Annotated in this window: 14 protein-coding genes and 1 tRNA gene; 13 read left to right on the top strand and 2 right to left on the bottom strand. The window is 69.7% G+C overall.

Annotation, left to right across the window (positions count from 1 at the left end; genetic code table 11):
* Nucleotides 1-39: 39 nt before the first annotated feature.
* From bktB to QTI17_RS21355, 3 genes are all read left to right on the top strand, one after another.
* Nucleotides 40-1,221 (top strand): beta-ketothiolase BktB, encoded by a 1,182-nt coding sequence (gene bktB, locus QTI17_RS21365; protein WP_286535464.1) that lies wholly within the window; start codon nt 40-42, stop codon nt 1,219-1,221.
* Between the two features lie 62 nt (nt 1,222-1,283).
* Nucleotides 1,284-1,359: transfer RNA gene (locus QTI17_RS21360), tRNA-Lys, on the top strand.
* 231 nt (nt 1,360-1,590) lie between these two features.
* Nucleotides 1,591-6,690 (top strand): non-ribosomal peptide synthetase, encoded by a 5,100-nt coding sequence (locus QTI17_RS21355; RefSeq protein ID WP_286535463.1) that lies wholly within the window; start codon nt 1,591-1,593, stop codon nt 6,688-6,690.
* Here the strand turns inward: QTI17_RS21355 and ilvB are convergent.
* Nucleotides 6,671-8,473 (bottom strand): biosynthetic-type acetolactate synthase large subunit, encoded by a 1,803-nt coding sequence (ilvB, locus tag QTI17_RS21350; protein ID WP_286535461.1) that lies wholly within the window; start codon nt 8,471-8,473, stop codon nt 6,671-6,673. The genes QTI17_RS21355 and ilvB overlap by 20 nt on opposite strands.
* 64 nt (nt 8,474-8,537) lie before the next feature.
* On the opposite strand from ilvB, the gene QTI17_RS21345 reads away from it, so the two are divergent.
* Nucleotides 8,538-9,035 carry an Lrp/AsnC family transcriptional regulator gene (locus tag QTI17_RS21345; protein WP_286535460.1) on the top strand — a complete coding sequence of 166 codons (498 nt, stop codon included), beginning with the start codon at nt 8,538-8,540 and terminating at the stop codon, nt 9,033-9,035.
* A 1-nt stretch (nt 9,036) separates the two neighbouring features.
* On the opposite strand, the gene QTI17_RS21340 is transcribed toward QTI17_RS21345, so the two are convergent.
* Nucleotides 9,037-9,594 (bottom strand): TetR/AcrR family transcriptional regulator, encoded by a 558-nt coding sequence (locus QTI17_RS21340; protein WP_286535701.1) that lies wholly within the window; start codon nt 9,592-9,594, stop codon nt 9,037-9,039.
* Nucleotides 9,595-9,809: 215 nt separating this feature from the next.
* Here QTI17_RS21340 and QTI17_RS21335 point away from each other — a divergent pair, with 215 nt between their 5' ends.
* From QTI17_RS21335 to QTI17_RS21295, 9 genes are all read left to right on the top strand, one after another.
* Complete coding sequence (locus tag QTI17_RS21335) at nt 9,810-11,057, top strand: branched-chain amino acid ABC transporter substrate-binding protein (protein ID WP_286535459.1); 1,248 nt, start codon at nt 9,810-9,812, stop codon at nt 11,055-11,057.
* 33 nt (nt 11,058-11,090) lie between these two features.
* Nucleotides 11,091-12,725: an acyl-CoA dehydrogenase family protein gene (locus QTI17_RS21330; protein ID WP_286535458.1), complete on the top strand. Its 1,635-nt coding sequence runs from the start codon at nt 11,091-11,093 to the stop codon at nt 12,723-12,725.
* A 13-nt stretch (nt 12,726-12,738) separates the two neighbouring features.
* The gene (locus QTI17_RS21325) at nt 12,739-14,247 is read left to right on the top strand and encodes a class I adenylate-forming enzyme family protein (RefSeq protein ID WP_286535457.1); all 1,509 of its coding nucleotides are present in this window, start codon (nt 12,739-12,741) and stop codon (nt 14,245-14,247) included.
* 10 nt (nt 14,248-14,257) lie between these two features.
* A complete protein-coding gene (locus tag QTI17_RS21320) occupies nt 14,258-15,079 on the top strand; it encodes a thioesterase family protein (RefSeq protein ID WP_286535456.1) in 822 nt (273 codons plus the stop codon).
* Nucleotides 15,080-15,179: 100 nt separating this feature from the next.
* Complete coding sequence (locus QTI17_RS21315; RefSeq protein ID WP_286535455.1) at nt 15,180-16,085, top strand: SDR family NAD(P)-dependent oxidoreductase; 906 nt, start codon at nt 15,180-15,182, stop codon at nt 16,083-16,085.
* Nucleotides 16,086-16,116: 31 nt separating this feature from the next.
* Nucleotides 16,117-17,019, top strand: a complete 903-nt coding sequence (locus tag QTI17_RS21310; RefSeq protein WP_286535453.1) for a LysR family transcriptional regulator — start codon at nt 16,117-16,119, stop codon at nt 17,017-17,019.
* A gap of 5 nt (nt 17,020-17,024) precedes the next feature.
* Nucleotides 17,025-17,918 carry a LysR family transcriptional regulator gene (locus QTI17_RS21305; protein ID WP_286526433.1) on the top strand — a complete coding sequence of 298 codons (894 nt, stop codon included), beginning with the start codon at nt 17,025-17,027 and terminating at the stop codon, nt 17,916-17,918.
* 31 nt (nt 17,919-17,949) lie between these two features.
* A complete protein-coding gene (locus QTI17_RS21300; protein WP_286535451.1) occupies nt 17,950-18,321 on the top strand; it encodes a hypothetical protein in 372 nt (123 codons plus the stop codon).
* A 108-nt stretch (nt 18,322-18,429) separates the two neighbouring features.
* Nucleotides 18,430-19,584, top strand: coding sequence for a mandelate racemase/muconate lactonizing enzyme family protein (locus QTI17_RS21295; RefSeq protein WP_286535450.1), 1,155 nt, complete (start codon nt 18,430-18,432; stop codon nt 19,582-19,584).
* The last annotated feature ends 19 nt before the right edge of the window (nt 19,585-19,603 follow it).

Here is a 19,603-nt window from a genome sequence, read left to right as displayed (position 1 = left end):
GGCTGGCATCATCGGCGCTTCGTTTGCAAGGAGATATTCATGAAGGAAGTGGTTGTCGTCAGCGGCGTTCGCACCGCCATCGGAACCTTCGGCGGAAGCCTCAAGGACGTTCCGCCCACCAAGCTCGCCGCCCTGGTCACGAAGGAGGCGCTGGCCCGCGCCAAGGTCGACGGCAAGGACGTCGAGAACGTGGTTTTCGGCCACGTCATCAACACCGAGCCTCGCGACATGTACATGGCCCGGGTCGCTGCGATCGAAGGCGGCTGCGCCCAGGAAACCCCCGCGCTGACAGTCAACCGGCTGTGCGGCTCGGGCCTGCAGGCGATCGTCAGCGCGGCGCAGAGCATCCAGCTCGGCGATGCCAAGGTCGCGGTCGGCGGCGGCGCCGAGAGCATGAGCCGGGCGCCCTTCGCGTCCCTCACGGCGCGCTGGGGTGCCCGCATGGGCGACAGCAAGATGGTCGACATGATGCTCGGCGCGCTGCACGACCCGTTCCAGACCATCCACATGGGCATCACGGCCGAGAACATCGCCAAGAAGTGGGGCATCAGCCGCGAGACCCAGGACCAGACCGCGCTCGCCAGCCACCAGCGGGCGCAGAAGGCGATCGAGGCCGGCTACTTCAAGTCGCAGATCGTCCCGGTCGCGCTGGAAAGCCGCAAGGGCACCACCCTCTTCGACACCGACGAGCACGTGCGCAACGACGCCAAGATCGAAGACATGGCCAAGCTCAAGCCGGCCTTCCTGAAGGAAAACGGCACGGTGACCGCGGGCAACGCCTCGGGTGTCAACGACGCCGCGGCCGCGGTGGTGCTGATGGAAAAAGAAGAGGCCGCGCGGCGCGGCCTGAAGCCGATGGCGCGTATCGTGGCCTACGCCTTCGCCGGCGTCGACCCGGCCTACATGGGCATCGGTCCGGTGCCGGCCTCGCGCAAGGCGCTCGAAAAAGCCGGCCTCAAGGCCTCGGACATGGACGTGGTCGAGGCGAACGAGGCCTTCGCGGCGCAGGCCTGCGCCGTGACCCAGGACCTGGGCCTGGACCCGGCCAAGGTGAACCCCAACGGCTCGGGCATCTCGCTCGGCCATCCGGTCGGCGCCACGGGCGCGCTGATCACGGTGAAGGCGCTGTACGAGCTCGAGCGCATCCGGGGCAGGTACGCGCTGGTGACGATGTGCATCGGCGGCGGCCAGGGGATTGCCTGCATTTTTGAGCGGACCTGAAGAAGCGGCCAAAGTTATGGCTATAATCGTGGGATTGCCTGAGTAGCAGTAATGCTTTTCAGGGGCTCTTAGCTCAGTTGGTAGAGCAGCGGACTCTTAATCCGTAGGTCGAGTGTTCGAGTCACTCAGGGCCCACCAGCAAACCCATCACTGGTAAAGAACGGCGCTATCTAATCGATAGCGCCGTTTTCTTTTGCGCGCCATGCATCGAGAGGCCTGAAGGGCCGTGAAGAAAATCACGCAATAGTGTCCTGAGTGTCGCGCCGAACCATCAAATGTCAGTGACAGTTCAGGCCGGGCGCGGCAGAGTGTCTTGATGCTGTCAACATCCAGGAAACGCCAACCACCGGAACGCATCGAGGGCGCGCGATGGTTCTGCATCGCCGCTTTGTTCCCCTGGGTGGCGTCGGCCTGTCCGGTGAATCTGCCTTGATCGAGCACAGCATCGCGACCCTCCACGCCCAGTTGGCGCTCCATGCGCTCGCGCAGCCTTTGGCCCCGGCCCTGCTCTCCCCCGGGCGGCGGCCGATCGGCCATGCCGAACTGTTCGAGATCGTCCGCAGCCTGCGGTCCTGGCTGGCGGGCCACGGGTTCTCGCCGGCCTCGCGCATCGCCGTGGTCATGCCGAGCGGGATCGAGTCGGCCGTGGCCACCCTGGCGATCGGCGCCCAAGCCACCTGCATCCCGCTCCACCCGGGGCTGCCCGAGCCCGAATTGCTGGCCCTGCTCGCCGATGCGCGCGCCGACGCTGTGGTCGGGTTGCCCGGCGATGCAGTGCCGGCTCGACTCGCACGGACCCTGAACCTGGCCCCCCTGGACTTCGACCTTCCGCACTGGCTCGCGCGCGCATCGGAAGGCGCGGCGGACGTCAACGCCCCCTGGCCCGAGCCGTCGCAGACCGCCTTCGTGCTGTTCACCTCGGGCACCACCGGCAAGGCCAAGCGGGTGCCGCTCGGGCAGCGCCAGGTCGTGTGCTCGGCCCGCAGCATCGCGCGGCATCTCGCCCTCGCGCCGGCGGATCGCGCACTGTGCGTGATGCCGATCCATCACAGCCATGGCCTGGTCGGCGGCCTGCTCGCGCCGCTGGCGGCCGGATCGTCCGTGGTCTGCGCGCCGGCCTTCGACGCCACGGCCTTCATGCACTGGATGGCCGAGTTCGAACCCACCTGGTACACCGCCGCGCCCACCGTCCACCATGCCATCGCGGACCAGGCCTCCCGCGAAGGCATGGCCGTGCCCGCACATGCATTGCGCCTGATCCGCTCGGCCTCCTCGCCGATGCCGGTGGCGTTGCTGCAGCGCGTCGAGGAGCTCTGGGGGGTGCCGGTCATCGAGTCCTATGGCATGACCGAATCGGCCACCCAGCTGGCGAGCAATCCTCTGCCGCCGGCGCCGCGCAAGCCGGGCTCCGTGGGGCGCCCGGTCGGCGCCGAGCTGCGCGTGGTCGACGGACACGGCCACAGCCTGCCCGTCGGGCAGGTCGGCGCCGTGGTGGCGCGCGGTCCGGCCCTGTTCGAGGGCTACGAGGACAACCCCGAGGCCAATGCGGAAGCCTTTCGCGACGGCTGGTTCCACACCGGCGACCTGGGCCGCTTCGACGCCGACGGCGACCTGTTCCTCACCGGACGCAGCAAGGAGATGATCAATCGCGGCGGCGAGAAGATCTCGCCCTTCGACGTCGAGCAGGCCCTGCTGCGCCTGCCCGGTGTCGCCCAGGCGGCGGCCTACCCCGCGCCGCACCCGACACTCGGCGAGGACGTGCACGCCATCGTGGTTCCCGCGGCCGGCCACACCGTCGAGGGACAGGCGCTGCGGGCCGCGCTGTTCGGGCAGGTGGCCGACTTCAAGATCCCGGCGCGAATCCGCGTGCTCGAGACGATTCCGCTCGGCCCGGGCGGCAAGGTCAGGCGCCGCGACCTGCACGACCAGGCCGTTCGAGTCGACGCCGAGCAGATCGACCGGCTGCCCCCCCGATCAACCTCCGAATCCATCCTGATGGACATCTGGCAGGCGGTGCTCGGACGATCCGGGTTCGGCATTCGCAGCAATTTCTTCGAGCTCGGCGGCCACTCGCTGTCGGCGACGCAGATCGCTTCGCGCATCGGCGCGACGCTGAAGGTCGAACTGCCGGTGCGCAGCGTGCTGGAACACCCGACCATCGAGACCCTGGCCCGGGCGATCGATGCGCATCGACCGGCGCTGTCCGGTGGCGCCCCGGCGGGGCATCCCCCGATCGTGCCGGTCTCGCGCGACCGGCCGCTGCCGGTGTCGTTCTCGCAGCGCAACATGTGGATGTTCCACGACATGGACCCGCACGGTGCCGCGTACCACGTCCGCAAGGCGCTTCGCCTGCGCGGGCCCCTCCAGGCGGCGCCGCTGCGTCAGGCGCTCGACGGGCTCGTCGCCCGCCACGAGGCGTTTCGCACCACCTTCGCGATGGGGGACGCCGAACCGATGGCCACCATCGGACCGGTGCAGCCGGCGAACCTGGTCGGGCTGGACCTGCGCGCCATCCCCGGTCCGGAACGGGACACCGAACTGGAGCGGCAGGCTGCGCGCCTGGCCGCCGAGCCTTTCGACCTCGCGCACGGACCGCTGCACCGCTTCATCCTGGTCGAACTCGGCGCCCAGGACCATGCGCTGGTCCTGGTGCTGCACCACATGATCGGCGACGACTGGTCATGGGGCGTGCTGTTGCGCGACCTCGAGGCGATTTACAACGCCGCCTGCGCCGGAGCGCCCGCGCCCGCGCAGCGCCAATCGATCGACTTCGTCGACTACGCCAGCTGGCAACGCGGCCATGCCGACGCCGAGGCGCTGGCCGGCGACACCCGCTACTGGCTGCAGCAGCTCGCGGGCATGCCTCCCTTGCACCTGGTGGCCGACTCCGCCGTGACCCGCCGGCGCACCAGCCGCGGGGAGCAGGTTCGACGGTTGATTCCCGATGACTGGATGCACGAAGTCCATCGCTTCGGCGGTCGCCTGGGCCTGACGCCTTTCATGACCTTGCTGGCGGCGTTCCAGGTGCTGCTCGCGCGCCAGTGCGCGCAGCAGGACATCGTGGTGGGAACGCCGATCGCGGGTCGCACGCGGGTCGAGGCCGAGGCGCTGGTGGGCTCGCTGGTCAACACCCTGATGCTGCGCAGCGACGTGCAGCCCGCGATGAACTTCCGGGAGCTGGCCTGCCAGGTGCGCGAGACCTGCCTGTCGGCCTTCACCCACCAGCATGCGCCCTTCGACCACGTGATCGACAGCCTGCGGCGCAACAACAACGGCGCCCGGGTGCCCGAGGTGCGCGCGATGTTCAACGTGCTGAACACGCCGCGGCAGATTCCCCGGCTCGAAGGCCTGGACGCGAGCTTCATGCCGCTGAGCCTGGGGGCGACCCAGTTCGACCTAGCCCTCACCATCGAGACCGAGGACGAGCGTTCGCTGGCCTTGTCCTACTCCACCGAGCTCTTCGCGCCGGCGACAGCGAAGGCCCTGCTGGACAGCTACCTCCATCTGCTGGACCGGCTCATGCAGGATCCGGAACGGCCGCTGCACGAGCTGGCGGCCGCCGACCCGCTGGAGCTGGCCAGGCTGGCGACGTGGAACCAGACCGCCAGCGCCTACCCCCGCGCGATGACGGTGCACGGCCTGCTCGCGGGGCAACACGCGTCGGCCGGCACGGCGATCCTCCAGATTCCGGGCGATGCGCTGGGCTACCCGGAACTGTGGTCGCGCGTGCACCGCCTGGCGCACGCGCTCCGCCACAGGGGCGTGCAGCGCGGCTGCCGCGTCGGCCTGTGCCTGGAGCGTGGCCCGTCCATGGTGGTTGCGCAGCTCGCGATCCTGTCCGCGGGCGCCGCCTACGTGCCGCTGGACCCGGCCTATCCTCGCCTGCGCCTGCTCGACATGGCCCTGGACGCCGGGCTGAGCCTGCTCATGAGCCCGCCGGACATGGCCGAATGGTGGCGCGAGCACGGACTGCCGACGCTGGTGCCGGACGCCGAAGAAGCAGCGCTGATGGCGCAGCCCGACACGCCCCTGCCGCCCGACGCCGAGCGCGACGCCGGCGCCGGGGACGCGGCGTACATGATCTACACCTCCGGCTCCACCGGCAAGCCCAAGGGGGTGGTGGTGCCGCATCGGGCGGTGGTCAACTTCCTGCTGTCGATGCAGCGCGAACCCGGGCTCACGGCGCAGGACGCCGTGCTGGCCGTCACCACGCTGAGCTTCGACATCGCGGTGCTGGAGCTGCTGCTGCCGCTTTCGATCGGCGCCACTGTCGTGCTGGCGACCCGCGAGCAGGCCACCGACGGGATCGCACTCGGACAGTTGATCGAGCGCTCACGGGCTTCGGTGATGCAGGCCACCCCGGCGAGCTGGCGCATGCTGATCGATGCCGGTTGGCGCGGCTCGCCGACCTTCAAGGCCCTGGTCGGCGGCGAGAGCCTGAACCCGAGCCTGGCCCGCGAACTCCTGCAGCGAAGCGGCGAGCTCTGGAACATGTATGGCCCCACCGAGACCACGGTGTGGTCCACCTGCTGGAAGGTGCAGCCGGACGCGCAGGCCATATCGATCGGCCGGCCGATCGCCAACACCCGCGTCCACGTGCTCGATGCGCAGCACAGGCCATGTCCGCCCGGCGTTTCCGGCGAGATCTTCATCGGCGGCGACGGCGTCACCCTGGGCTATTGGAACCGGCCCGAACTCAGCGCCGAGCGTTTCATCGCCGATCCCTTCGATCCGGACCCGCAAGCCCGCCTGTACCGCACCGGCGACCGCGGGCGATGGCGGCACGACGGCCTGATCGAGCACCAGGGCCGGCTCGACTTCCAGGTCAAGGTGCGCGGCCATCGCATCGAGCCGGGCGAGATCGAGGCCCGCCTGCTGGCCCATCCTTCGATCGCGCAGTGCCTCGTGACGGCGCGCGAAGACCGGCCGGGCGACATCCGCCTGGTGGCCTACGTGGTCCTGCGCGAGGGGGCGCTCGACGCGCGCGCGCTCAAGGAGCACCTGAGGCCCTGGCTGCCCGGCTACATGCTGCCGCAGCACTACGTGGCGCTGGCGGCGCTCCCCTTGCTGCCCAACGGCAAGATCGACCGGCAGGCGCTCCCGGCGCCGAAGGCGGAGGATCGTTCGGCCGCCCGGCGCGGCGACGAGCCCGCCACCCCCGCCGAAATCGCCCTTGCGGGCGTGTGGGGCGGCGTGCTGGGCCTGGCGCCGTTCGAGATCTCACGCTCCGACAACTTCTTCGACCTCGGCGGCGACTCCCTCCAGGCCGCCCGCGTCGCCATCGACTTCCTGCGCCTCGGCGGCATCCGCCTGGAGCCTAGAAGGCTGCTCTTCGAATCGCTGGCGCAACTCGCGGCCAACGCTGCGATTCCCGCGCCGGCCCCGGCGTCGGCCGGCCATGCGCAACCCCGGCCGTATCAGGCAAGGCGGCGGTTGTTCAAGCGCCTGTTCAGGGACTGGCTGCCCTGACCGGGTCCTCGTACCAGCGGTCCTTCGCGAGCATCACCCGATGGTGCCCGCAGCCGGCCGGCATCATCGGAAAGCAGTTCTCCTCGGCCGCCACCTGAACGTCGAGAAAGAACGGGCCGTCGCTCGCGAGGCAGTCGGCCAGCGCCGCGTCCAGCTCGGCGGGCGCCGTGACGCGCCGCGCGCCCCAGCCGAAGGCCTTCGCCAGCGCCACGAAGTCGGGCAGCGCCTCGTTCCAGCTGTGGCTCAGCCGGTTGCCGTGGTTGAGTTCCTGCCACTGCCGCACCATGCCCATGTAGCCGTTGTTCGACAGCACCAGCTTGACCGGCGTGCGATGCTGCACGGCGGTCGACAGCTCCTGGATGTTCATGAGCACCGAGGCATCGCCGCTCACGCACACGACCAGCGCCTCCGGATGCGCGATCTGCGCGCCGATGGCCGCCGGCAGGCCGTAGCCCATGGTGCCGGCGCCGCCCGAGGTGAGCCAGCGGCCGGGCCGATCGAAGCGCAGGTACTGCGCGGCCCACATCTGGTGCTGGCCGACATCGGTGGAGACGATCGCGTCGCGGCCGGCCAGCCGGCCCTGCAGCGACGCCATCAGCTGCTGCGGCAGGATGGCGTCGGCGCGCGGCGCGAAGTCGAAGCAGCGCTCGGCCCGCCAGCGCGCGATGCGCTGCCACCAGGGCGCGAGCCGCCCGGGTGCCGGGCCGTCGAGTGCCGGCTGGGCCAGCAAGGCATCGAGCACCGCGCCGCAGTCGCCCGGCAGGGGCACGTCGACCTTGACCACCTTGTCGATGCTGCCCGGATCGATGTCGATGTGGATCTTCCGCGCCAGGGGACAGAACTCGTCGAGCTTGCCGGTCACGCGGTCGTCGAAGCGCGCGCCCACGCAGACCACGAGGTCGGCCTCGTGCATCGCGAGGTTGGCCTCCAGCGCGCCATGCATGCCCAGCATGCCGAGGAAGCGGGGATCGGAACCCGGGAAGGCGCCCAGGCCCATCAGCGTCAGCGTGCAGGGCGCGTCGAGGCGGTGCACCAGGCGCGTGAAGGCGGCGCAGGCCTGCGGGCCCGAGTTGACGAGCCCGCCGCCGCCGTACAGCACCGGCCTGCGCGCGGTGGAGATCAGGTCGGCCGCGCGCTGCAGGGCATCGGGCGGCGGCAGGACCGCCGCACGCGCCTTGCGCGCGGGCGCGGCCGGCTGCGTTGGCGCGGGCCGCTGCAGCAAGGCCGACTGCACGTCCTTCGGCACATCGACCAGCACCGGCCCCGGCCGGCCCGAGGCCGCGATCTCCAGTGCCCGGCGGATCACCGACGGAATGTCGTCCGCGCAGCGCGGCTGGTGGTTCCACTTGGTGACCGGCCGCGACATGCCGAGCGCATCGCTCTCCTGGAAGGCCTGGGTGCCGATCACCGAACTGGCGACCTGGCCGCTGATGCACAACACCGGCACCGAATCGCTCATGGCATCGAGCAGGCCAGTGATGGTGTTGCCGACGCCGGGCCCCGAGGTGACCAGCACCACGCCGACGCGGCCGGTGCTGCGGGCATAGCCCTCCGCGGCATGGACCGCCGCCTGTTCGTGCCGCACCAGCACGTGGCGCAGGCGCGGCTCGCCGTGCAGGGCGTCGTACAGAGGCAGCGCGGCACCGCCGGGGTAGCCGAAGAGCGTGTCGACGCCACAGGCGATCAGCGTGTCGAGCAGCGCGACGGCGCCATTGCGCAGGCGCGCTGATTCGAAGGGCGCCGGCGCGGCGGGCGGAGGGGAATGGGCCAGGGAGGATTGCATTCCATGATTCTTCCGGCTCTGGCGCAGAATAGGCTTCATTTTTCCGCCTTATTCGCGCCATTTAATGAAAACCAATCGCACTAAAGACGATTTGATCGAAGATTCATCGGAAAGAATCGATCTCGCCATCCTGCGGGAGCTGCGGGAGGACTCGCGCAAGACCCTGCAGGAGATCGGCGCCGCGGTCGGGCTCTCGGCCACCAGTTGCTGGACCCGCATCAAGAAGCTCGAATCGCAGGGCGTGATCAAGCGCTACACGGTCGACCTCGATCCGGCCAAGCTCGGCTACAACGACTTCGTGATCGTCCAGCTCACGCTCGAGAGCCATACCGACGAGACGCTCTACGAATTCGGCTGCGTGCTGGCGACCATTCCCGAGATCCAGGAGGCCTACCTGGTGTCGGGCGACTACGACTACTACATCCGCATCGCGGTGCGCGACACGCGCGATTACGAGCGCCTGCTGCGCGAAAAGCTCTACAAGATCCCCGGCATCCGCCACAGCAAGTCGAGCTTCGTGCTGCGGGTGCTGAAGGAAGCCAGCGTGCCGCTGGGGCATTGAGTCAGGCGGGCCGCAGGCTGTCCAGGTAGGCGTGGAGCGCGCCGCGCGCCTGGCGCGAGATCGCCGGCATGTCCGGCGCGCTGCGCACGCCGATGTGGGCCTGCGCCATCAGTCCGTAGATCAAGGTCAGGCAGACCCGTGCCGCCTCCGCCCTCGGGCCGGGCGGCAGGGCGTCGCTCGCGGCCGCGAGCGCCTGGCCCCACTCGTCGACGAAGCGGTCGTACATCTTGCGGTAGGCGTCGGGTCCGGAGAGCTGTCGTTCGAGCAGGTAGTGGGCGCCCCATTCGAGCGGATGCTCGCGGTGCGCCTCGATCTGCGATTCGATCGCCGAGTCGACGACCTCGCGCATCGGCTGGCCGGCGTGGCGTTCGGCCGCGTCGCGCAGCGCCATCAGCAGCGCCTTGGAGCGCAGGTGCAGGCAGACCCGCGCGAGGTCTTCCTTGCTCGCGAAGTATTCATAGAAGCTGCCGAGGCCGGTGCCGGCCACCAGGACGATCTCGCGGATCGTGATGCCCGCGTAGCCGCGCTCGACCAAAAGCCGAACAAAGGCGTCCTGCAGGGCTTGGGAAGTGTGAAGTGCGCGCGACTGTCGCGGCTTCCTCCTCGGGGGAGAAGTCGGTGAGCGTTTGATCCTGGCCTCCTTGCCTGGAACCCGAACACTCGAAGCGTCGGTTGTTCCTAGAATTTTTAGAGCTGACAGGCTGCATTCTGCAGCGCTGAAAAGCAGCGCCGCAGCCCGGCGCGGAACGCAGAAAAACGGGAGACGAGCAACACATGACAACCTTCCTCCGGGCGGCCTCGGCCGCGCTTGCGCTGGCCGCTGCCACCGCCTCGGCCCAACCCGCCTCGACCCTGAAGATCGCCTCGCTGGACGCCATGTCCGGCCCGATGGCCGGCCTCGGCCTCAACGTGCTCAAGAGCTTCCAGTACTCGGTGAAGATGGCCAACGACGAAGGCTGGGCCGGCCCGACGAAGTTCGAGATCGTGGCCTTCGACAACAAGCTCTCGGCCCAGGAGGCGCTGAGCCTGCTCAACTCGATCGTGGCGCAGGACATCCGCTACGTGGTGCAGGGCGCGAGCTCCTCGGCGGTCGGCGTGGCGCTGCTGGGTGCAATCGAAAAGCACAACAGCCGCAATCCGGGCAAGGAGATCGTCTACCTCAACTACGCCGCGCAGGCACCGGTGATGACCAACGCGCAGTGCAGCTTCTGGCACTTCCGCACCGACGCGAATTCCGACATGAAGATCGAGGCGATGACCACCCACATCGCGAAGCAGCCCGCAATCAAGAAAGTCTTCCTGCTGAACCCGAACTACGCCTACGGGCAGGAGGTTTCGAGGGCGGCACGCGAATCGCTCGCGAAAAAGCGGCCTGACATCGCGATCGTCGGCGACGACTTCCACCCGCTGGGCCAGGTCAAGGACTACTCGCCCTACATGGCGAAGATCAAGCGCGCCGGCGCCGACACCGTGATCACGGCCGACTTCGGTGCCGACCTCGCGCTGATCGTGCGGGCGGCGCGCGACTCGGGCCTGGGCGTCGACTTCTACACGCTCAACGCCAACAACTTCGGCGTGCCGGGCGCCATGGGCGCGGCGGGCGAAGGCCGGGTCAAGCTGGTCTCGGCCTTCAGCCCGAACGACCCGCGGCTGGCGTCCAGGCCGCTGCTCGGCGGCTTCAAGCGCCAGGTCGGCGAGGACTTCATCAACGGCCTGGGCCACAACGCGATCCTGATGCTGGCGCAGGCGATCCGCGAGACGAAGTCGACCGACCCCGCCACCGTGGCCGCGAAGATGGAAGGCATGCGCTTCGAGGGCCTCAACGGCCCGGTCGAGATGCGCAAGTCCGACCACCAGGCCCAGCAGCCGATCTACGTGCTGAGCTGGGAGAAGGTCGACGGCAAGACCGTGGTGCACGACCAGGAGAACACCGGCCTGGGCTGGAAGCCCGTGGCGATGGTCGACGCCAAGGCGGCCGAGCTGGGCACCACCTGCCAGATGAAGCGCCCGGCGGGCGGCTGAGCCCGCGCCCCCTTCACCCCCGAAAGGCACACCATGACAGGCATCCACCCCGACAACCAGGTCCCCGAACTCAAGGACTACAACCTCTACGCCAGCGACCCGGCGCTGCGCCGCGCGGTGGCGCGCGGCGGTGCCGGCTGGCGCGACGACGAGCTGCTGCGCCAGGGCGCGGAGTACGGCTGCGAAGCGACGATCCGCGCCGCCGAGGATGCCAACCGCCACGAGCCCGAACTGCACACCCACTCGCGCATCGGCGAGCGCATCGACCTCGTGAAGTTCCATCCTGCGTGGCACACGATGATGGGCATCGCGCGCCGCAACGGCATCGCCAACCTGCCCTTCGTCGACCCGCGCCCCTCGGCCTGGACCGCCTACGGCGCCTCGCTCTACATGCACAGCCAGATCGAGTCCGGCTCGACCTGTCCGACCACCATGACCAAGGCCTGCATCCCGGTGATGCGGCTCAATCCGGCGCTGTTCGAGGCCACGCAACCCAAACTGAACGCGACAGTGCACGATCCGCGCGACCTGCCCTTCGCACAGAAGGACTCGATGACGGTCGGCATGGGCATGACCGAGAAGCAGGGCGGCAGCGACGTGCGCACCAACACCTCGCGCGCGGTGCCGGCGGGCCGGGGCCCCTGGGGCGACGAGTTCCTGATCACCGGACACAAGTGGTTCATGTCGGCCCCGATGTGCGACGGCCACCTGGTGCTCGCCAAGACCGAGGAGCGCGGGTCCACCTGCTTCTTGGTGCCGCGCTGGCGGCCCGACGGCAGCAAGAACCCGGTCCAGATCCAGCGCCTCAAGGACAAGGTGGGCAACCGCTCCAACGCGAGCAGCGAGGTCGAGTTCAAGGAGGCCTGGGGCGTGCGGGTCGGCGACGAGGGCCGCGGCATCCCGACCATCATCGAGATGGCGACCTACACCCGCCTGGACTGCGCGCTCGCCAGCGCCGGCTTCATCCGCCAGGCGCTGGCACAGGCGCTGCACTACACGCGCAACCGCCACGCCTTCGGCAAGGCGCTGATCGAGCAGCCCGTGATGACCGATCTGCTCGCCGACATGGCGCTCGAGTCCGAGGCCGCCACCTTGCTGGCGATGGACCTGGCCTCGCACTTCGGCTCGACCGATCCCTTCGACCTCGCCTGGCGCCGGCTCGTGACGCCGGCCGCCAAGTTCTGGAACTGCAAGCGTGCGGTGGCGCTGACCGGCGAGGCGATGGAGGTCTTCGGCGGCAACGGCTATGTGGAAGACGGTCCGATGGGCCGCCTGTTCCGCGAAGCGCCGGTCAACTCGATCTGGGAAGGCTCGGGCAATGTGATGAGCCTGGACGTGCTGCGCGCGGTCTCGCGCAATCCGGACGACGCGCACCTGGTGCTCGACCATCTGCAGCAAGTGGCGTCGCAGGACAGCCGCCTGCGGGCCCAGGCCCAGGCGCTGCGCGACGCGGTCGTGCTGCCCCCGGCCGAACTCGAGCGCCAGGCGCGCCGCTTCACGCAGCGGCTGGTGCTCACGGCCCAGGCCTGCCTGATGCTGCAGCACGCGAGCGCCGAGGCCTCGGCCGCCTTCATCGGCAGCCGCTTCGACCCCGACTGGGGGCCGGTGACCGGCATCACCTCGGGCACCAGCGATCCGGCCGCGCTGCTGCGCGCCGCCTGGCAGTGAGGCGACAAGCAAGATGACGGATTTCGTTTCGATCCTCGACCAGCACGCCCGGGTGCAGCCGGGCAAGGAGTTCCTGCGCGCCGCGGGCCGCTCGTACAGCTACGCCGAGTTCGCCGAGCTGAGCCGCCGCGCCGCCACCGTGCTGCGCGGCCAGGGCATCGTCGCCGGCGACCGCGTGGCGCTGCTGTGCTTCAACACGCCGGGCTTCGTGCTCGCGCTGTTCGGCGCCTGGCGGCTCGGGGCCGCGGTGGTGCCGGTCAACCACAAGCTGCAGGCGCCCGAGGTCGACCACGTGCTGCGGCATTCGGGCAGCAAGCTGTGCGTGGTCGACGGTGCGCTGGCAGCGCTCGCGCAGAAGGTCGCGCATGCACCGGCGTGGCTCTCGACCGACAGCGCCGGCGCCGGCGCCGGCATGGCCAGCTTCGACGAACTGCTCGCGCAGGCCGCGCCCCTGGAGCGCGGCACGCCGCCGGCCACCGACGCGCTGGCCGAGATCCTCTACACCTCGGGCACCACGGGCAAGCCCAAGGGTTGCCTGCACACCCATGCCAACGTGTTCCTCGCGGCGGTGTGCGCGGCCGCCAGCACCTCGATCACGCGCCACGAGCGCACCCTGATCGCGATGCCGGCCTGGCATTCGTCGCCGCTCAACAACTGGCTGCTCGGCACCCTGCTGATGGGCGGCAGCGTGGTGTTGCTGCGCGAGTACGCGCCCAAGGCCTTCCTCGACACGCTGGCGCAGGAGCGCATCAGCTTCACCTTCGGGGCGCCGATCGCCTTCCTGGCGCCGCTGCAGGTGGTGCCCGACCTGCAGTCCTACGATTTCAGCGCGATGCGGATGTGGGCCTACGGCGGCGGGCCGCTGGGCGCCGACATGGCACGCAAGCTGGCCGACAGCTACCGCAGCGACCGCTTCGTGCAGGTCTACGGCATGACCGAATCGGGCCCGCTGGGCACGGTGCTCTACCCCGAGGAGGCGATCGCCAAGGCCGGCTCGATCGGCCGCGCCGGCGTGCCGGGGGTCGCGGTCGAGGTGCGCCGCGCCGACGGCGAGCGCTGCTCGGCCGGCGAAGTGGGCGAGATCCACCTGCGCTCGCCGGCGATCATGAAGGGCTACCTCGACAATCCCGAAGCCTCGGCCGCCGCGTTCGACGACGAAGGCTGGTACCGCACTGGCGACCTGGCGCGGATCGACGAAGACGGCTACCTCTTCATCGTCGACCGGCTGCGCGACATGATCGTCACCGGCGGCGAAAACGTCTATTCGAAGGAGGTCGAGGACGTGCTGGCGATGCATCCCGACGTGCAGGACGTGGCCGTCATCGGCCGTCCGCATCCCGAATGGGGCGAGACCGTGACCGCGGTGATGGCGGCGCGCCCCGGCCGGGTGCTCGACGGCGACGCGCTTCGCAAGTACCTCGAACCGCAGCTGGCGCGCTACAAGATCCCGCGCGCCTGGGAAATGCGCGAGTCGCTGCCGCGCACCGCGACCGGCAAGCTGCTCAAGCACCAGCTGCGGTAAGAATACGGCGATGACCCCTCCCCCGATCGAATCCGAACGCCCTGCCGCCGTCTTCACGCGCGAGGGCGAGGCCTGGCTGCCCAGCGCGCTGTCGCGCGGCCCCTGGGACCCTCGCGCGCAGCACGGCGGCGCTCCCAGCGCCCTGCTCGCACACGTGGCCGAAAGCGCCATCGACGAACCCGGCTGGCAGCTGGCGCGCCTGACCGTCGAGCTGGTCAAGCCGGTGCCGGTCGCGCCGCTCGCCACCCGCTTCAACATGCAGGCCGCGCGCTCGACCACCCGCCTCACCATCGACCTGCTGGCCGGCGACACGCTGGTGGCGCGCGGCCATGCGCTGATGCTGCGCGGCCAGGCGCTGGCCCTGCCCGGCGACCTGCCCGCTGCGTCGCCAGCGCGCCTGCTTCCGGCGCCGCAGGATTGCAGCCAGCCGCTGCGCATCCCGGGGCTGCCCGAGGGCGTCTCGTTCTACGCCACCGCGGTCGAGACCCTGGCGGCCCAGGGCGACGTCTCCCGGCCCGGCCCGGGCGCCGCATGGTTCCGGCTGGCGGTGCCGCTGGTGCACGGTGTGCCCAGCTCGCCCGCGATGCGCGCCGCCGCCGCGGCCGATTTCGGCAACGGGCTCAGCTGGGTGCTGCCGCCCGACCGCTTCCTGTTCTCGAATGCCGACCTGAACCTGCACCTGCACCGCGCGCCGGCGGGCGAATGGATCGGCCTGTCGTCGGAAACCCAGGTCGACGCCAGCGGCGCCGGCCTCACGCTGTCGCGGCTCTACGACGAGCGGGGTCCGATCGGCACGGCGGTCCAGACGCTGGTGCTGCGCGAGCGGAACTAGGGCGGACTGAAACCCCTCTTTCGGAATCCCGAAGCACGGGCGGCGCCGCCCGTGGCATCCTGCGCAGGCGATTCCGCAGGCAAGTTTCTGGAGAGATCCGATGGTCGAAGGCAAAGTGGTTCTGGTCACCGGCGCAGGGGGCGGCATCGGCCGCGACATCGCGCTGGCCATGGCGCGGCACGGCGCCCGCGTGGTGGTCAACGACATCGGCGCCGCGGTCGACGGCGCCGGCCACAGCGCCGGTCCGGCGCAGCAGGTGGTCGACGAGATCCACGCGATCGGCGGCGAGGCGGTGCCCAACACCGACAGCGTCGCCGATGCCGCCAGCGCGGCGCGCATGGTGCAATGCGCGGTCGACAACTTCGGCCGCATCGATGCGGTGGTCAACAATGCCGGCATCCTGCGCGACCGCTTCTTCCACAAGATGTCGGTCGACGAGTGGGACTCGGTGATCAAGGTCCACCTGTACGGCACCTACTTCGTGAGCCGCGCCGCCGCGACCTTCTTCAAGGAGCAGAACGCGGGCGCGATGGTGCACATGACCTCGACCTCGGGCCTGATCGGCAACTTCGGCCAGGCCAACTACTCGGCCGCCAAGCTCGGCATCGCGGCGCTGTCGAAGTCGATCGCGCTCGACATGCTGAAGTTCAACGTGCGTTCCAACTGCATCGCGCCCTTCGCCTGGAGCCGCATGATCGGCGCCATCCCGACCGACACCGACGAGCAGAAGGCGCGCGTGGCCAAGATCCAGCAGATGACGCCGTCGAAGATCGCCCCGCTGGCGGTCTACCTGGCGAGCGATGCCGCCCACGAGGTCAACGGCCAGATTTTCTCGGTGCGCAACAACGAGATATCGCTGATCAGCCAGCCGCGGCCGGTGCGCTCGGTGCACCGCTCCGAAGGCTGGACGCCGCAGACCATCGCCGAACATGCGATGCCGGCGATGCGGGCCAGCTTCTATCCGCTCGACCGCTCGGCCGATGTGTTCAGCTGGGACCCGATCTGACGAGCCCCCAAGCTTGCGGGACAATCTGCCCGTGAACTTGCACTTCGACCTTTTCGACCTCAAGCTTTTCGCATTCGTCGCCGAGGCGCGCAGCCTGACGCGCGGCGCCGACAAGGCCTGCATCTCGCTCGCGGCCGCCTCGACCCGCATCAAGCAGATGGAGGAGGCCATCGGCGGCAAGCTGCTGCACCGCACCGCCCAGGGCGTGAACCTCACGGCCGCCGGCGAAGCCCTGCTCTATCACGCCAAGCGCGTCATGCAGCAGATGGAACACCTGCGCATCGACATGCAGGACTTCGGCAAGGGCATCAAGGGCCACGTGCGGGTGTTCGCCAACACCACGTCGATCACCGAGTACCTGCCCGAGAAGCTGGCCGGCTTCCTGACCCAGCATCCGGCGGTGCAGGTCGACCTGCGCGAATTCCTCAGCGAGGAGATCGTGCGCTCGGTGGCCGACGGCGGCGCCGACATCGGCATCCTCGCGGGCGACGCCCACACCGGCGACTTCGACGCCCGCCCCTTCGGCCGCAACCAGCTGGTGTTGGTGGTGCCCACGGCCCACCGCTTCGCCGACGCCAGCGCGATGGCCTTCGTCGACACCCTCGAGGAGCAGCATGTCGGCCTGCACCATGCCAGCGCGATCCACCGCTTCCTGCTGCGCAAGGCCGAGTTGGCGGGCCGCGACTACGCGCCGCGGATCCAGGTCGGCAGCTTCGAGGCCATCTGCCTCATGATCGAGGCCGGCGTCGGGGTCGGCGTGCTGCCGGCCTCGTCAGCGCGGCGCCTGTCGCGCGCGCTGCGCATCAAGACCGTGCCGCTGACCGACGCCTGGGCCGAACGCGAGCTCAAGATCATCGCGCGCAGCCGCGAGCAGCTGCCGGCGTCCGCACGCGAACTCTTCGACTACCTGGCCCAGCCCTCGAAGCCGGACTGAGCCCGATGTCGGCCGACCTCAAATCGCTGCGCCTGTTCGTGGCCGTGGCCGACCACGGCAGCATCAGCGAGGGCGCCAAGCGCTGCCACATCGCGCTGGCCGCCGCCAGCAAGCGCATCTCCGACCTCGAGGCGCGGGCCAAGCTGCCGTTGCTGGTGCGCCATGCGCGCGGCGTCACGCTCACTTCAGCCGGCCACGGCCTGCTGCTGCATGCCCGCGCCGTGCTGTCGGCCATGGACCGGCTCGGCGCCGAGCTCGACGACTTCCAGAACGGCGTGGCCGGCGTGGTCAGCATCACGGCCAATGCATCGGCCATCGCCCAGTTCCTGCCGGCGCAGATCGGCTCCTTCCTGCGGCTGCATCCGGTGCTCAAGATCGACCTCCAGGAGCGCGCCAGCACCGAGGTGGTCAAGGCCGTGGTCGGCGGCCTGGCCGACATCGGCGTCATCGAGGGCCACACGCCGGCCGACGGGCTCGAATGCCTGGCCTACCGCAGCGACGAGCTCGCCGTCGTGGTGGCGCGCGACCATCCGCTCGCACGCCGCAAGCGGGTCGGCGTCGAAGAGGTGCTGCGGCACGACCATATCGTGGTTCGCGAAGGCACGGCGCTGCACCGCGTGCTGCTCGCCGCGGCGCTCGAGGCCCAGGTGCCGCTCAAGGTGCGGATGCAGGTCGGCAGCTTCGACATGGTCTGCCGCATGGTCGAGCAGGGCATCGGCATCGGCGTGCTGCCCTTCGCCGCCATCCTGCCGCAGCTGCAGATCCTGCGGCTGCGCTGCCTGCGCCTCGACGCGCCCTGGGCCATGCGCCGCCACCTGCTGTGCGTGCGGCGCGAGCAGGACCTGACCGCGGCGGCGCGTTCGGTGCTGGAGCATCTTCGGATGCCCGATCCGGCCTGACCGGCCCTTGATCTTTTCGAAGGAGAGACCCATGACGAAGACGCAAGTGCTGGTGATCGGATTGGAGCCGACGCTGGTCGACTTCAGCAGCATGCCCGACATGAACGCCGGCAAGGTCCGGGCCGGGCTCGAAGCGGACCAGGCGAAGCTCGCAGCCCTGGGGTACGAGGCCGAGCTGTGCCTGACCGACCTCGGGGAGACCGCTGCCGACGTGGTGGCCCGGAAGCTGTCCGAGAAGGCCTTCGATTGCGTGGTCATCGGTGCCGGCATCCGGACCATCCCGGCCTACTTTCTTCTGTTCGAGCAGCTGATCAACGTCGTGCACCGGGCTGCCCCCGGCGCCCGCATCTGCTTCAACACCCGCCCGAGCGACACCGCCGAGGCGGTCCAGCGCTGGTCGTAGCAGCCCGAGCCTTCGCGTCCCGCGAAGCCTCGCGCCCGCCACAAACGAATTGTTCTCCCGCTCGCGCGCGTCAAGAATCGCGCAACCAAGGAAGCAAAGGAGACATTCTTGAAGATCATCCGCGTCAGCGCCACGCCGCTGAACATCCCGGTCACCATCGACGTGCTGGGCCTGGCCAAGCAGACCTCGCTGTCGCTCTGCCTGACCGAGATCGAGACCGACACCGGCCTGGTGGGCCACGGCATGACCGCCATCACCGAGGAAGAGATCATCGCCGCCGCGGTGCGCGAAGTGGCGGGGCCGGCGCTGATCGGCGAAGACCCGATGGCCACCGAGCGCCTCTGGGAGAAGCTCTACTGGCTGCTCTCGCCGCGCGGCCAGACCGGCTACGCGAGTCACGCCATCGCCGCGCTCGACATCGCGCTGTGGGACCTCAAGGCCAAGGCACTGGGCCAGCCGCTGTGGCGCCTGCTGGGCGGCGCGCGTTCGCGGGTCCCGGTCTATGCCACCTTCGGCTTCGGCTTCTTCGAGCGCGACCAGCTGGCCGAAGCGGCAAAGCTCTGGGTGTCGCAGGGCTTCCAGCGGCTCAAGATGACGGTCGGCGGCCATGCGCTCGCGCGCCGCGACGAGCCGCGCCCGATCGACGAGGTAATCGACGAGGACGTGCGCCGCGTGGCCGCGGTCCGCGAGGCCGTGGGCCCTGACGTCAAGCTCTACGTCGACGCCAACTGCGGCCTCGACCTGTTCCACGCGACCCAGCTGGCGCGCCGCATCGAGCCCTACGGCATCAGCTTCTTCGAGGAGCCGCTGACGCAGAACGACGTGCGGCAGATGGCGCAGCTGCGCAGCCGCACCACGATCCCTCTGGCCTGCGGGCAGAACGAAGGCCTGGCCTTCCGCTTCCGCGACCTGCTGGTCAACCAGGCGGCCGACGTGCTGCAGCCCAACGTGACGATCTCGGGCGGCTACTCGCAGTGCCTGAAGATCGCCGGCATGGCCCAGGCCTTCAACGTGCCGATCGACAATGGCGGTGCCTGGCCCTTCCACAACATGCACCTGCATGCGGGGGTCGCCAACGGCGGCATGGTCGAATACCACTACGTCGCGGTCGAGATGCTGAAGAAGATTTTCGACGGCCTGCCGGTGCCCGACCAGGGCTGGCTCACGCTGCCCGAGACGCCGGGACTCGGCTTCGCGCCCAACGCGGAGCGGGTGCGGGAGCTGGCGAAGCTCCCGACCTCGCACGGCAAGGGCAAGGCCTGAAGCAGGCCATGGACAAGGA

Origin of the sequence: Variovorax sp. J31P179, assembly GCF_030316985.1 — a bacterium.
GTDB lineage: Bacteria > Pseudomonadota > Gammaproteobacteria > Burkholderiales > Burkholderiaceae_C > Variovorax > Variovorax ginsengisoli_B.
This window is presented reverse-complemented; position numbering and strand designations above follow the sequence as displayed.